The organism is Lysinibacillus sp. RS10 (genome assembly GCF_041956855.1).
GTDB classification, from domain to species: domain Bacteria; phylum Bacillota; class Bacilli; order Bacillales_A; family Planococcaceae; genus Lysinibacillus; species Lysinibacillus xylanilyticus_A.
This window is the reverse complement of the sequence record NZ_CP167122.1, coordinates 4,644,971-4,660,176: the sequence shown is the minus strand read 5'-3', so window position 1 is coordinate 4,660,176 and position 15,206 is coordinate 4,644,971. Positions and strand designations below refer to the sequence as shown.

Sequence of the window (15,206 nt, the reverse complement as noted above, 5' to 3'; positions counted from 1 at the left end):
CAAGAAGGAATTGAGGGATATAAATGAATAGTGAGCAAACAATGAAAAAGCCCCCCTATGGCATGATTGCTATTTTATTTGTGGGTGCTTTTGTTGCCTTTCTAAATAACACATTGTTAAACGTTGCATTACCAACGATCATGAAAGATTTTGGGATCACAACGTATTCTAAGGTACAATGGCTTGCGACAGGATATATGCTTGTAAGTGGTATTTTAGTACCGGCTTCGGCATTCTTTGTAACACGCTTTAAAAATAGACATTTATTTATTGCAGCGATGTCAGTCTTTACGATCGGTACAATTATGGCAGGTTTTGCACCTAACTTCGGTATGCTATTAGCGGGTCGTATGGTGCAAGCAGCAGGTGCATCAACAATGTCACCACTTTTAATGAATGTCATGTTAACTAGCTTCCCAAGAGAAAAACGTGGGGCAGCGATGGGGATATTTGGTTTAGTCATGATTATGGCACCAGCAATAGGTCCAACATTATCAGGATATATTGTTGAGCACCATGATTGGCGTATGCTATTCCAAATGATTATTCCGTTTGCTGTAATTAGTTTATTGTTTGCTGTTTGGAAATTAGATAACGTGATGGAGACACGTGAAGTTCATTTAGATTTCCCATCCGTATTATTATCAACAATAGCATTCGGTGGTATACTGTATGGATTTAGTGCAGCGGGGGATAAGGGTTGGTCAAGTCCTTGGGTATATGGCACGATTTCAGTTGGCTTTATCGCCTTAATGATCTTCGTGTTAAAACAATTACGTATGGATCAGCCTTTGCTAGAATTACGTATTTATAAATATCCGATGTTTGCATTGGGATCGGCCATTTCTGTTATCGTATCAATGGCTATGTTCTCAGGGATGATTTTAACACCTGCATATGTGCAATCAATTCGTGGCATTGAACCTTTTGAAGCGGGCTTAATGATGCTTCCTGGGGCGCTGATTATGGGGCTTATGTCGCCGATTACAGGGAAGCTTTTTGATAAATTCGGACCGCGAGTGTTAGCGATGATCGGTTTATCCATTACAACTCTAGCAACATTCGGCTTAACGAAGTTAGAATTAGATTCAAGTTATACATTTATCGTGTCAATGTACACAATTCGTATGTTCGGTTTGTCAATGGTTATGATGCCAATTATGACAAACGGTTTAAACCAAATACCACAAACGATGAATCCACATGGTACAGCCATTAACAATACTGTACAGCAAGTGGCAGGGGCAATAGGTAGTGCTTTGATGGTATCGTTTATGAATAACCGTACAAAAGCAACAGCTCAGGATTTAATTGCAGAAGCGAAGGTAAATGCAGCACAATCAGGTGCTACACCAACACCTGAGCAAATGCAACAAATGCAAGAACAAATTATGCAAAATGCTTTATTGGATGGTATTACTCACTCATTCTTAATTGCTGCATGTCTTACAGTGGTGGCGCTTGTGTTAGCACTCTTCCTAAAACGTGTCAAAGTTGAAAGTGCTGCGGCTTCCATGGATTTGAAAAAACCAACTAAATAATTTGTGATATGGACCTGTTAGTAGAATTTTTCTTCTAACAGGTTTTTTGATGACGCTATAATTGTTATCGATAAATGAGGAGATTTGGGTGATAAATCGTAATTAGTTTTCGATATACTTGAAAAATTGGTCAATAAATCAAAAAATGTAGGCGATCAATTCTTTTAAGTCAGAAGCATTAGGTGCGAAAGAGATTGTGGATTTTTTGATATGAAAATGAATTCCTTCATTATATGAATCAATTTCATAAATCATATTTTTCAAAAGCCTAGACTACTCCTATTAAGAAAACTTGCGTTTTTAAAAATTATGCTGCTTGAATTTGTACTTGTGATAAAGCATTCAGACGATCCACCGCTAACTTGCAGGCATTATAAATAAACGTCACCAGGTTGAAATGTAGTTTAGCTTTTCTTCCTGTTCTGTGACGGACATTGTTTAACTGAAAATATTGCTTTAGGTATGCATTTACACGTTCAACGGCTGTACGTTCCTTATAAAGTTGCTTCCATAGTTCGGAGCCTCGTGCTGGATACGTGAATTTTCGTAAATCTATGTCACATTTGATTTTGAAAACCTTCTGACAGAGGGAATCATCACGTAACGGACAGGTTGCACATTCCTTTGGCCTTGTGAATTTTAGTGTTCGGTATTTTTCGTCGAAGCTGTCATAGCGGTAGCTGTGTTCACGTACACAAGTCGGTCTGAAATGCTCATCAAATCCGAGATACTCGCCTTCATTGCGGACATTATAGGGAATGACTGCACGCATTTGATATTCGTGTAATTGACGGTAAATGGGTTCATAATCATACCCTGCATCCAAAATAGCGGTTGTAAAATGCCCTGGAAATTGGTCTTCTGCTTTCTTTAAAAGAGGAATCGCTGCTTTACTATCTGACAAATTAGCAGATGTCATGAGGCGTCTAACGATATATTGACTCTTGGTCGTCACCGCGAGATGTCCTTTAAAGCCAAACCAAAACGTATTTTTACCGTCACTGTTCTTTTTGATGCCCCAATTCGGTTCGATGGGGGCATCTTGCCACAGTGTCTCCAGTGGTGTGTCGAGTTGGTCCTTGATTTCTTTTTCATAAGTTGACTGATTGGCTTTGATTTCTACTTGTTTCGTCAGCCAAGCATCTCGTTCTTCTTTTGATTTTCGTCCACGTTTTTTTGGTGGTGCCGTCCCTTTTTTCACCGAAGGTTTCGCTGCATCGCATGATTCAAAATGTGTGGCATCTATAGCGAGATGTACATCGTTTAGAAAGCCTTCTGTCATGGCTACTTGTATCAATGTATCTTGCATCACATCAAGTACATCGGATTGACTAATGACATCAATCATTCGAGAATAAGACGCTTCAGAAGGCACAACATCAGAAACAAGAAATCCACAATCCAAGCGGAATAAAGGATCATTGACCAAACGTTTGTTTAAATCCTTGATTGTTGGAATACGTTCGACAATGCGAACAATGAGTGACTGTATCATAGCACCGTAATTTAATTCACGTGGAGCACCGCGTAACGTCTTTTTTGAAAATAGCTGAAAAATCGGCTGTACGTCGAAAGTGGCAAAAATCGCATCAAATCGATGGGAACTTTCCATTTTCAATAATTCTTGGATGTCAAATAGGCTCATTTGTTTTACAATAGTCATAGGGCATTCACCTCATTCAGTATGGTTTAGTTTCGTCGCTACCATTATACCGAATTTGGGGAGGTGCCCGTTTTTTATTGTTTCAGAATCCTTGATACTAAAGGGATTAAAATTATGAAATTAACTCATATATAAAAAATAGTAAGTATTACACGAACGATGGTGGGGAAGATTAAAAACAAAACGAAGCAAGAACAATTATTATTAAAAATCAAATGTTTTGCAGAGATAGTTACATTTGAAAATATTGTATTTTTTAACAATATGGATGAAAAGCGAACTTAAATACAATATATAGTTGACAAAATCAATGAATATTGAAAAGATTGTCGAAATTGTGATTTAGCTCATTGAAATAATATGCAAACAGTCTTATAATGGAGTTTGTAATGTCACCAAGACAAGATAAGGATGGAATTATGATGCACTTTTTGCAAAGTAAAGTTAACATTGTAATAACAAATCATATAAATTGCTTTCCAGCTCTTAGACTGGTGATTTGTAAGACATACGCGCTGTAACGACTGTTAAGAAGTGCCTTAATGGTCTTTTTTACATGGAAGTAATATAAAATTAAAATAGTAATAGTGATGGCAAAGGAGAGTTCAAAATGTCAGAAACGAATAACCAAACACAGTCTGAACAATTAACTGTAAGTCAAGAACAACTGGATGTGCTAGATCAATTATTAAAGCCTGAGGTTCAGGAATCACTTACAACTTTAGTTGAGCAATTACCAAAGTTAACTGAAATGATGACGTTATTAACAAAATCGTATGAGTTCGCTCAAGCTGTTGCAACTGACGAAGTGCTGAAAAATGATACTGTTGGTGCTGTAACAGAAATGGCAGGCCCAGTAGTAGGCTCAGCAAAAAATCTTGCAGCTACTGCAATTGAAGCGAAAGATCGTGCTTCTGAAAGCCAAGAAGTAATTGGTTTATTCGGTCTTATGAAAATGTTAAAAGACCCACAAGTTCAAGGTGTTTTCCGTTTTGTTAATGCTTTCTTACAAGTAAGCGCTGAACGTAAATCTAAATAAGACTCGACTCGAGATATATTCAATTCGTAAGGACGGAGGATTAATTAATCATGTCAAAAGAAATCGTCATCTTAGGTGCTGGTTACGCTGGCGTTTTAACTGCATTAACTGCACGTAAGTATTTATCAGCTGATGAAGCTAAAATTACTGTAGTAAACCAATTCCCAACACACCAAATCATCACTGAGCTTCACCGTTTAGCTGGTGGTACTATTGCTGAAGGTGCTGTTGCTTTACCACTTAAAAAAATCTTTAAAGGTTTAGATATCGATTTACAAATTGCTAAAGTAACGAAATTCAATGTAGACACTAAAAAAGTTGACCTAGATACTGGTTATACTTTAGATTACGATACATTAGTAGTATCTTTAGGTAGCCAAACTGGATTCTTCGGTATCCCTGGATTAGAAGAAAACTCTATGGTACTTAAATCAGTGAACGAAGCAAACAAAATTAACAAACACATCGAAGACCGTATTAAAGCATATGCGCAAACAAAAGACGAAGCAGATGCAACAATCGTTATCGGTGGTGGCGGTTTAACAGGTGTAGAGCTTGTTGGTGAGATCGTGGACAACTTCCCGAAAATCGCAGCAAAACACGGTGTTAACTTTGCTGATCTTAAAATTAAACTTGTTGAAGCTGGTCCAAAAATCTTACCAGTACTTCCAGATGTACTTATCCAACGTGCTACTGAAAGCTTAACAAAACGTGGCGTTGAATTCATTACAGGTACTCCTGTAACAGGCGTTGATGGTAATGTCATCGCTCTTAAAGATCGCGACCCAATCGTTGCTAATACGCTTATTTGGACAGGCGGGGTAGCTCCACTTCAAATCGTAGGCGAGTCTGGCCTTGCTGCTGACCGCGGTAAAGCAACAATTAACGAATTCTTACAATCTACATCTCACAATGATGTATTCGTAATTGGTGACGCATCTGTTGCATTACCAGCTGATGGCGGACGTCCGCTATACGCACCAACTGCTCAAGTTGCATGGCAAATGGGTGAGTGCGCTGGCTACAACTTATTCGCACAATACAAAAACCAAGAGATGAAGACTTTCTCTGCAATTAACTCTGGTACACTTGCAAGCTTAGGCCGTAAAGACGCTGTTGCGACGATCGGTGCTAGCAACACAGAACTGAAAGGTCTTCCTGCAACACTTATGAAAGAAGCGTCTAACATTCGCTATCTTACACACATCAAAGCGCTATTCGGCTTAGCGTATTAATATTTTTAGGGCATGATTCAATTGTTATATTGAATTCATGCCCTTTTTTAGTTTTATTAGGGTATACATACGATTTAAGGTGAAGTGAGTGCTCGGCATTTCTGCTGGATGGGAGAGTCAGAGTGGCGGATAGAAATCGGGACGATGGAAGGAAAAGTCAGAGCGACGGAAAGAAGTCGGGGCGACGGAAAGAAGAGTCGGAGTGACGGAAAGAAAAGTCGGAGCGATGGAAAGAAGAGCCAGAGCGACGGAAAGAAGTCAAAGCGACGGAAAGAAGAGTCGGAGCGACGGATAGAATGGCCAAAGCGACGGAAGGAAGAGTCAGAACGACGGATAGGAAGGCCAAAGCGACGGAAGGAAGAGTCGGAGTGACGGATAGGAAGGCCAAAGCGACGGAAGGAAGAGTCAGAACGACGGATAGGAAGGCCAAAACGACGGAAGGAAGAGTCGGAGTGATGGAAAGAAATGCCGAAGCGACGGAAAGAAGTCGGGGCGACGGATAGGAAGGCCAAAGCGACGGAAGGAAGAGTCGGAGTGACGGATAGGAAGGCCAAAGCGACGGAAAGAAGTCGGGGCGACGGATAGAAAGGCCAAAGCGACGGATAGGAAGGCCAAAGCGACGGAAGGAAGAGTCGGAGTGACGGAAAGAAATGCCGAAGCGACGGAAAGAAGTCGGGGCGACGGATAGGAAGGCCAAAGCGACGGAAAGAAGTCAGGGCGACGGAAGGAATAGTCAAAGTGACGGATAGAATCGTCAAATTCGTGGATAGAGCGGCCGAAGTCGTGGATAGAACCATCAAAGTCGTGGATAGAACAGCCAAAATCGTGGATAGCCCCGACAAAGCGATGGATAGAAAAGCCGAAACTATGAATAGAGCTATCGATACAACGGTAGAATACCATTATGTCTTAACCCACACATTTTACGTAGCACCCCTTATAATAGGAGGCGCTACGATTTTTATATCGCTATTGCTTCCGTTTGCATAGCGAAGCGGCGACAGTATTAAAATTCCCTCTACTCATTAAGTTCAGAAATATTTCTATAAAATCTAGCCTTCGAGGGTTGAATATTCAAAATTAGCAATGTAGATGCTACTAAAAACATGATGATGGATGCAGATATAACAACATATCGAATAGATATAATTTCAGCTGCAACTCCAAAGATGGCAGTTATGATTATTACGAACAAAGCTTCCGCAAAACCGTAGATACTTCCTATTCTCCCCATACTGTCGACAGGAATATTGTTTTGATAAAAGGTATAGAAACCTGTATTGGCAAAGGCTGTCGCAAAGGACAAAAGAAAGCATCCAAAAGAAGCGATAAGAAATGTGTAAGAGGATGTGAAAGTTAAATAGCCTAATGCTGTTATTAACGAACCCATTCCTATTAGCCAAGCAGTCGACACTTTTTCTACGATTGCTGTATTCAGTAAAGAACCAACTAATACTCCAGCACCTGCTATGCTTACTAAAATACCATATTCACCTTCGGATAATGAAAGTACTTGAGTAGCAAAGGCAGCCTCTAAAGAATCTGTCGCTGTCATCATGACAATCATCATACTAAATAAAAAATAAATCACCATAATATAGGGGTTTTTAAGGCTAAATCTTATAACAAGTTTCCAATCATTGAATAATACCTTGTAGGAGATTTTCTCATCAGCTTTACTAACTAGCTGTTGATTGGCTTCAACATTAGGCATATCTAATGTGATGCAGGCTGATAAAAATAAAGCAGCGGCATTCGAGTAAATTGCCATATTAGGTGTTCCAATCGTAAAAAGCATTCCTGCAATGGCTGGACCAGTTATGAATGCGCCCGAATCGAGTAAGCTACGAAGTGAGTTAAAACGTTTCCTTTGTTCTATGGGTATCAATTTCGTAATGTAAGTCATGGAAGTTGGATGATACATAGAACTAGCTATAGTGATTACGAAGACTAAGACATAAATCCAAGTTAAAGTAGAAAAGAAAGGAAGTATGACAATTAGTAAAGATTGAAAAATGTTAAGAACAAACATCAGATATTTTTTATTTAAACGATCTATCAAACTACCTGACCAAAAACTAGCAAAAAGTGTAGATGACGCTCTAACGATATACAAACCGGACACAGCTATAGCTGACCCTGTGAGGTTTAAGACAATAAGATTTAAAGCGATAAAATAGATCCAACTTCCAACACTGGAAACACCAATACTAAACAATAATATAGCCGGATAACGCCACGCTTCTAATAATTTATTCATGCTCATATAAATTCCTCCTAGTGTTTGTTTACAAGTAACTAAACAAAAAAATCCCACCCCCAAGACGATTTGTCTTAGGGACGAGATTGTGGAATTTATATTCACGTGGTGCCACCCTAGTTCGCTATTATGTCACCATAATAGCCTTTTCAGTACGGCATACATACTTATGCTTATACTGTTACTCTGTAACGGGAGTTCCCGTCGCACCATCATTCAAGTAGAAATCCAATGCGCTACTCCGAGACTTGTTTCAATAATTCGTTCCTACTCGTTTTCAGCAACCCGAGCTCTCTGGGAAGAACAGCCTTATTTACTCTTCTCTTCAATGTATTTTCGCTAGTGTAGCATAAATTTGTATTTTTAGTAAAGTATTACTTTTCGAATATTCCGATAAACCAAAAAAATTAAAAACATAAGCCAGTAGCCTTTCATTTCAATATAAAGGGCTACTGGCTTGTTTAATTAAAATAGGTGAATAATTGACTCTTGCCGTCTATTAAGCTTCGTCAAAATAAACGAAGCAATGCGTCAGTTAGTGGATTTATGGTATTAATTTAAACTTTGATGGAATTGGAAGTAATAAATATAAAATTTGTAGGTTTATCTGTTTTATTAAACCAGTTGTGGGGGATGGTCGAATTCATATGAATACTATCCCCAGGATAAAGATCATATTCAGTATTATCAAGAATGATCGTCAAGATTCCATCGGTGACATAAATAAACTCCTGTCCTGCATGAGAAAAAGGGGTCTCTCGTTGGTCTCCGGGTAATAAGGTTACTAAAATCGGTACAAATATAGGATTTGATACATTTCCAGAAAGGTCCGAATAAATAAAAGATGACTTATGTTCGGATTGTTTATAAGTTCCTCGCCTAATCATACCTTTGTCCATTTGTATTGTATCCGGAAAGAAATAACTAGGACTAACACCAAGAGCTTCAGATATTTTGCGCAAGGAATGTAATGTAATAGAACAAAGAGATCGTTCTACTTGAGATAAAAAACTTATCGATAAATCTGTTTTTTCAGAGACTTCCTTTAATGTCATTTTTTTTGACTTACGAAGTCTTTTTATTAAAATTCCTATATCTTGATCCATTTTATCAACCTCAAATATAGTCTTATTGTAATAAAGTATATATAATACTTAAATTGTTGTAAAGTTATGGTAGCCTTTGGGTTTGAGTTGTTTCCAACTTCGAGATCTGTTGGCGTTTAACTTTTTAAGTAGAAGTCTTCTAAAGAAATATTGAATATTCAGAAATTGAGTGTATAATAGTTGTAAACGCTTTACATGCCTAATTTTATCTTTTGATAAAATTTAAGTGGTATTTAAATTTTATGCTTACATAAACTTTATGAAGTTGAACTTTTTATGTAATAATCAAGTTCAAATCTAAGTAAATCATGAAATTGCATTTAATAAATGCAATTTTTTTAGGTAAAAATTTAAGTCACGTTTAAATTTTAAAGGATATTTGCAGATAATTAAAGCTATGATTAAATATCGTGGTTATTAACAAGTGTATTAAATATCAAACAAATTGGAGGGAAGAATGATGGAATTCAAAAAAATGTTTACTACGATTGATCTCCATGTATCTGGAGAACCTTTACGTATTATTACTGGAGGTTTACCAGAAATTAAAGGGGACACGCAGCTAGAAAGACGTGCCTATTGTATGGAACATTTAGATCATATTCGAGAAGTATTAATGTATGAGCCTAGAGGTCATGATGGCATGTATGGTTGCATTATTACTCCACCAGCAAGCGAAGGCGCAGATCTAGGTGTGTTGTTTATGCACAATGAGGGTTGGAGTACAATGTGTGGCCATGGCGTTATTGCGGTAGTGACGATGGCTATTGAAACAGGCATGATTGAGGTAAAAGATGAAACCGATAAACTGATCATTGATTGTCCGTGTGGGCCTGTAACAGCGTATGCAAAGTGTAGAGGAACTAAAGTAGAATCGGTCTCCTTTGAAAATGTACCTTCTTTTGTCTATAGAAAAGATTTTCCGATTAAAATTGATGGTTACGAATTTGATGTGGATATTTCATACGGCGGTGCTTTTTATGCCGTGGTTGATAGTGAAAAAGTTGGCTTGAAAGTGAACAACAAAGATTTATGGGATTTACAAGTATCGGGTGACAAAATTAAACATTACATTGAAAGTCAAATTGAAGTAAAACATCCGTTTGAAGATATAACGGGGATCTATGGTGTAATTTTCTCTGATAATCCGAAAGACAGCCATGCTGATTTACGGAATGTCACAATCTTTGCAGATAAACAGGTTGATCGATCCCCGTGTGGTTCGGGTACTGCTGCAAGAGTAGCTACCTTATACGAACGTGGCGTACTGAAGGAAAGTGGAAGTTTTATTCATGAAAGTATAACGGATGGACAATTTGTGGGTGAAATACTTTCATTGGCGAAAGTCGATGACTATAAAGCTGTTATTCCAAAAGTTACTGGGAATGCCTTTATTACAGGTTTCCATCAATTCGTGATTAGTCCAGATGATCCCCTTAATAGAGGGTTTTTATTAAAGTAAATTTGCTGCTGATTTCGCCCAATTTAGTAATCTAAAATTTAAACCAAAGAAGAATATCATAAAGTTAGAAAAAAGGTGGAGAACTATGTTAGTTATAAGTACAGATGAACAAAAAAGTTTAGTAGATATGAATGAAGTTATTGAATGTGTGGCTGTTGCCTTGAGGGAATTTTCAGCAAATAGAACTATTACACCTATTCGAGCTGCTCTGCCTTTTGATAAAGGCCAAAATACAGCATTAATTATGCCATCTGTAGCAGAAGAACTTAGTAGTGTCGGATTAAAGATAGTAACAGTAGCACCTAATAATAAAGAATTAGGTAAGAAAACGATAACGGGCGTAGTAATGCTATCAGACTTTAACACTGGGGAACCAATTGCTCTTCTAGAAGGTTCTTATTTAACAATGATTAGAACGGGTGCTTTATCAGGTGTTGCAACGAAGTATTTATCTCGTGAAGATTCAAAAAAGTTATGCATCATCGGCACGGGGGAACAAGCAAAAGGTCTAGTTGAAGCTATATTAGCTGTACGAGATATTGAAGAAATTCTTCTTTATAATAGAACGGAGCAAAAAGCACATGAATTTGCTGAGTACATTAGAAACAAATTTGATAAGCATGTACAAGTCTTTTCAAATCCGAATGAAGCGGTACTTAAAGCTGACATTATTGTTACGACAACCAATTCTTCAACACCAGTTTTTTCTGAATCGTTAAAGCCTGGTGTTCATGTGAATGCGGTTGGTTCATTCAGACCTACGATGCAAGAATTGCCATCTCATGCTCTTTCTTCAGCTCAAAAAGTAGTAGTTGAATCTAAAGAAGCAGCCCTAGAAGAGACTGGTGACATAATAATTCCAATAAACGAAGGGGTCTTTGATTCGGGTGATATCTTTGGAGAACTCGGACAAATTATTGACGGGCAACTAAAAGGGAGAGAAAGTGCAGAAGAAATTACTCTATTTAAATCGGTAGGATTAGCGGTTGTAGACATTGTAGTTGCAAAATATTTTTACGAAAAAGCTATTAAAAATAAAATGGGAACTAGCATTAACCTTTAAGTTATAGTTAAGTGTCATTTAAATAACTGAGTTGATGTGGAACTATCAAGATTTTGAAATATTTCAATGGAGTCCATTTTTGAGCTCATCATTATAACGTGGGGTTGATTTCCATTCCGACTGGGCGCTTTGTAGCTGTCGCTTTGCTTTCGCTACAGAAAACATTTGTTGCTGACGCTTCGCTTTCGCACAGATCAAACATTTGTTGCTGACGCTTCGCTTTCGCACAGATAAAACATTTGTAGCTGACGCTTCGCTTTCGCACAGATAAAACATTTTGTTGCTGACGCTTCGCTTTCGCACAGATAAAACATTTTGTTGCTGACGCTTCGCTTTCGCACAGAGCAAAGCTTCCTGGGGGCGTTCAGTCTCCATTCCAAATTGCATAAGTTTTATCAAAAATGCCATCCCTTCTTTTAGGGATGGGTCATTTTTTACACGAAAATTTAAGTGATACTTAAAAATATTAAAGATTAATACAGATAATTATATTGATAGTTAAATATTGCGAGTTAAATTGACGGAATATTAAGATTTTAGGTAAGAGTATAAGGAGGTGTTTGCATGAAATGGTGGGGGAATCAAAAGCTATATGTAAAGATTTTCATCGGGGTATTAGTAGGGATTGTGTTAGGTTTTGTCTTTGGACCCAAAGTTGCCATTATAAAACCTATCGGGGACATTTTTATTCGCTTGTTACAAATGCTCATCGTTCCACTGGCTTTTTTCAGTATTGTATCAGGTATTACCAAGCTTGAAGATATTAAAATGTTAAAGTCTATCGGTGGTAAAATAATGATTATTTATGTACTTACCACTTTATTAGCGACAATTATTGGTGTTGTTACAGCCCTTTTGATCAGCCCAGGTAAAGGAGAGGTAGGGCTTCTCGGTAAAACAGAAGCTATCGATCAAGAGGAATTTAGTTTTCTTGATAATATTGTTCAATGGTTTCCGTCAAACGTTGTGCAATCAATGGCAGAGACAAATATGCTTCAAATTATTATCTTTGCTGTTTTTGTCGGAGTTGCAATAGTACTTCTTGGAGACAAAGTGAATAGAATTAAGGAATTAGCTCATGAAGGCGCAGATTTGATGATTAAGATTGCTGAAATTGTTATTAATTTTGCTCCATTTGGAATTATGGCATTAATCGCAAATGTTGTCGGAACGCTTGGGTTTGGGGTAGTAATTGAAGTTGGTCGATATGTATTATCAGCATTTATCGGGTTTTTAATTATTCTCTTAGTGGTCTATCCGATTATGTTAAAAGTATTAGGAAAAACCAGTCCAGTTTTCTTTTACAAACAAATAAGTCCAGCTATGCTTGTAGCTTGCAGTACAACTTCCAGTAGTGCAACACTGCCTGCATCGATGGAGGTTTCAAAAAAGGGGCTTAATATACCAGAAAATATTTATGGCTTCACGCTTCCACTTGGCGCTACACTTAATATGAATGGATTAGCATCCACATTAGGTGTTCTAGCTGTATTCGCGGCAAATCTATATGGGCTCCCTATTACGTTCAGTATGATTTTACAAACTGCTTTTTTAGGCGTTGTTCTCGCAATGGGCTGCGCAGGAGTGAAAGGGGCGGATGTTGTGACTGCATCACTATTGCTTTCTACAATGGGTCTTCCTCTTACAATAATCCCAATCATTGCGGCTGTTTCTCCAATTGTAGATATGGGGAATACCGTGGTCAATATTACTGGTGATATAGCAGGAACACAGATTGTTCATCAAAGAAACCCCGAATACTCAAATGAAGGAGTTTAAAAAAGTCTAAAAGTGGCTTGAGCTTTATTTTAATGGGCTCAAGCCATATTTTTTTGCTTATGAAAAAGTGTTCCGATAAATGTGAGAAACATTCCGATAAACTATGAAATTGTTCCGATAAATCTTGAAAACATACCGATATTTCACGAAAAGGTTCTGATAATCTTATTGAAGATAGGCTTTAAGTGCTGTTAATAGTGATTGGCAAATGATGATTGATTCTACTGTATTAATAGCTATTTCAAGAGAATGGTCAGCATTTTCTACAATAGCAAGCTCATGTGAAGAAAGTTGTTCTAAACGTTCTTTAGAATAATGAGGATCAGCTGTACCGATTGCTAAAAACGTCTGCTTTTCTAGTAAGTTTTGCATGATATGTTCAAGAGACAATAAGGGAGTAAAAAGTACATAACGAGAAGGAACAAGTGAAGACTGTTGCATATAAAAATCTATGATAGCCAATGTTCCAAGTGATTTTCCTATATATACAGCCTCCGTATAAGATTTGGTGCTTAAAATATAGTCTACAATAGGATTTGCTGCATTATAAACCATTTCTGAAATAGCTTCTGGCTCCTGTTCGAATTGCTGCGGATCAAATGTATAGCATACCTGTACAACATCATAGCCAAGCTCTAGCATCAGTGCAGTGGAATAATAAAGAAGTGGTTTTTCATAAGTATAGCCTGTGCCAGAGAACATAAAGCAAACTTTATCGCTAGTGCTGTCAAAGTAATTGTATGCAATGCCATTATGTTGTTCTTTTCTTGGTTTAATTTTCATAAAAACCCCTCCATTTTTCTTCCTTTTATTAGGTTCATCACCAAAAGTTGTGGATGACATTTATTAAAACGTATGCCATGTATATAGGTTGAGTGGAGGTTGGACGCCCCCAGGAAGCTCTGCTTTGCGCGAAAGCGAAGCGTCAGCGGCAAAGCGCTCAGTCGGAACGGAAATCAACCACACGTTTTAGTGATGATCCTTTTATTGTATAATTTTACTATAACAAGGAGGGGGAAATTTATGAAGACTATTATCATCAATGAGTTTGGCACTTCTGATGTTTTAAAGTATGTGGAATGTCCAAAGCCTACTATTTCGGCAGGGGAGGTATTAATACGCACGTCATATACGAGTGTGAATTTTGCTGATATTAAAAACCGAACAGGTAATAAGGCAAAAGCGAATTTTCCGATGATACTTGGTTTAGATGTAGCGGGTGTAGTGGAAGAAGTTTTTGATGAAAGTAGTGTTTTTAAAAAGGGGGACCAAGTAATTGCATTCCCGAAAAATGGAGCCTATGCAGAATATGTGGTGGCGAAAGAGCAGCTTGTCTTTAAAATTCCAAATGATGTCCCTTTGGAAAAGGTAGCTGCTGTGCCAACAGTTTCATTTCTATCCTATCTTTTGACACATCAAATTGCTCCAATTAGTAAGGACGATCGTGTATTAATTCATGCTGCATCCGGTGGGGTAGGGACAATGCTTATTCAAATGGCGAAAAAGCTAGGTGCTAAGAAAATTATTGGCACGGTTAGTAATATGAAGAAAGCGCCAATTGCCTATGAACTAGGTGCGCATCATGTACTGACATATGATAATTTTAGTGCTCAAGTTAATGAATATACGGATGGTCAAGGTGTTAACATTATTTTTGACTCAATTGCAGGCAATATTACGGAAGAGAGTTTTAACTGCTTAGCTCCTTATGGTACGCTAGTGCAATTTGGAAATAGTGGTGGCAAGGCAGGAAATATAAAAACATCTGATTTACATAGTAGCTGCCGCAATGTGAAAGGCTTTAGCTTAGGAACGACTCGAGCTTTCAAACCAGAAATGCTACAACAAGTTGCGCAGGAGATGTTTACTTTATTGAAAGATGAAAGCTTCCAAGTACCAATTGCCAATGTTTTTGCATTAGAAGACATGCAGAAAGCCCATGAATTAATGGAAAGTCGTCAGCATCAAGGGAAAATTTTAATTAAAATATAAAACATTGACCCTGTATAGATACACACTATACAGGGTTTCATAGTGTAAAAAAACAAAATGGTCAAG

Annotated in this window: 13 protein-coding genes and 1 other annotated feature; of the genes, 7 read left to right on the top strand and 6 right to left on the bottom strand. The window is 37.7% G+C overall.

The features are described from left to right. Positions 1–23 precede the first annotated feature (23 nt). Positions 24–1,541 (top strand): DHA2 family efflux MFS transporter permease subunit, encoded by a 1,518-nt coding sequence (locus ACB089_RS23290; protein ID WP_374964128.1) that lies wholly within the window; start codon positions 24–26, stop codon positions 1,539–1,541. A 307-nt stretch (positions 1,542–1,848) separates the two neighbouring features. Here the strand turns inward: ACB089_RS23290 and ACB089_RS23285 are convergent, their stop codons facing one another. Then, positions 1,849–3,204 carry a transposase gene (locus ACB089_RS23285; protein ID WP_374964127.1) on the bottom strand — a complete coding sequence of 452 codons (1,356 nt, stop codon included), beginning with the start codon at positions 3,202–3,204 and terminating at the stop codon, positions 1,849–1,851. A gap of 610 nt (positions 3,205–3,814) precedes the next feature. Here ACB089_RS23285 and ACB089_RS23280 point away from each other — a divergent pair. Both ACB089_RS23280 and ACB089_RS23275 read left to right on the top strand, forming a co-directional pair. Next, positions 3,815–4,243 (top strand): DUF1641 domain-containing protein, encoded by a 429-nt coding sequence (locus tag ACB089_RS23280; RefSeq protein ID WP_068985866.1) that lies wholly within the window; start codon positions 3,815–3,817, stop codon positions 4,241–4,243. Between the two features lie 50 nt (positions 4,244–4,293). Then, complete coding sequence (locus ACB089_RS23275; RefSeq protein WP_374964126.1) at positions 4,294–5,478, top strand: NAD(P)/FAD-dependent oxidoreductase; 1,185 nt, start codon at positions 4,294–4,296, stop codon at positions 5,476–5,478. A 74-nt stretch (positions 5,479–5,552) separates the two neighbouring features. Here the strand turns inward: ACB089_RS23275 and ACB089_RS23270 are convergent, their stop codons facing one another. From ACB089_RS23270 to ACB089_RS23260, 3 genes are all read right to left on the bottom strand, one after another. Continuing rightward, positions 5,553–6,299, bottom strand: a complete 747-nt coding sequence (locus ACB089_RS23270; RefSeq protein WP_374964125.1) for a hypothetical protein — start codon at positions 6,297–6,299, stop codon at positions 5,553–5,555. 197 nt (positions 6,300–6,496) lie between these two features. Further along, positions 6,497–7,744, bottom strand: coding sequence for an MFS transporter (locus ACB089_RS23265; RefSeq protein WP_374964124.1), 1,248 nt, complete (start codon positions 7,742–7,744; stop codon positions 6,497–6,499). 67 nt (positions 7,745–7,811) lie between these two features. Then, positions 7,812–8,076, bottom strand: a binding site (T-box leader). Between the two features lie 219 nt (positions 8,077–8,295). Continuing rightward, a complete protein-coding gene (locus tag ACB089_RS23260) occupies positions 8,296–8,844 on the bottom strand; it encodes a helix-turn-helix domain-containing protein (RefSeq protein WP_374964123.1) in 549 nt (182 codons plus the stop codon). Positions 8,845–9,304: 460 nt separating this feature from the next. Between ACB089_RS23260 and ACB089_RS23255 the strand changes: the two genes are divergently transcribed. After that, positions 9,305–10,306 (top strand): proline racemase family protein, encoded by a 1,002-nt coding sequence (locus ACB089_RS23255; protein ID WP_374967621.1) that lies wholly within the window; start codon positions 9,305–9,307, stop codon positions 10,304–10,306. An 85-nt stretch (positions 10,307–10,391) separates the two neighbouring features. Then, on the top strand, positions 10,392–11,369 hold the full coding sequence (locus tag ACB089_RS23250; RefSeq protein WP_374964122.1) for an ornithine cyclodeaminase family protein: 978 nt from the start codon (positions 10,392–10,394) through the stop codon (positions 11,367–11,369). Positions 11,370–11,432: 63 nt separating this feature from the next. Here the strand turns inward: ACB089_RS23250 and ACB089_RS23245 are convergent, their stop codons facing one another. Further along, positions 11,433–11,768 carry a hypothetical protein gene (locus tag ACB089_RS23245; RefSeq protein ID WP_374964121.1) on the bottom strand — a complete coding sequence of 112 codons (336 nt, stop codon included), beginning with the start codon at positions 11,766–11,768 and terminating at the stop codon, positions 11,433–11,435. Positions 11,769–11,933: 165 nt separating this feature from the next. On the opposite strand from ACB089_RS23245, the gene ACB089_RS23240 reads away from it, so the two are divergent. After that, entirely contained in the window at positions 11,934–13,148 is a 1,215-nt protein-coding gene (locus tag ACB089_RS23240) for a dicarboxylate/amino acid:cation symporter (RefSeq protein ID WP_374964120.1), read from the top strand. Between the two features lie 165 nt (positions 13,149–13,313). Here ACB089_RS23240 and ACB089_RS23235 read toward each other — a convergent pair whose 3' ends face one another. After that, on the bottom strand, positions 13,314–13,931 hold the full coding sequence (locus ACB089_RS23235) for a hypothetical protein (protein ID WP_374964119.1): 618 nt from the start codon (positions 13,929–13,931) through the stop codon (positions 13,314–13,316). A gap of 240 nt (positions 13,932–14,171) precedes the next feature. Here ACB089_RS23235 and ACB089_RS23230 point away from each other — a divergent pair, with 240 nt between their 5' ends. Beyond that, positions 14,172–15,140 carry a zinc-binding alcohol dehydrogenase family protein gene (locus ACB089_RS23230; RefSeq protein ID WP_374964118.1) on the top strand — a complete coding sequence of 323 codons (969 nt, stop codon included), beginning with the start codon at positions 14,172–14,174 and terminating at the stop codon, positions 15,138–15,140. Positions 15,141–15,206 lie beyond the last annotated feature (66 nt).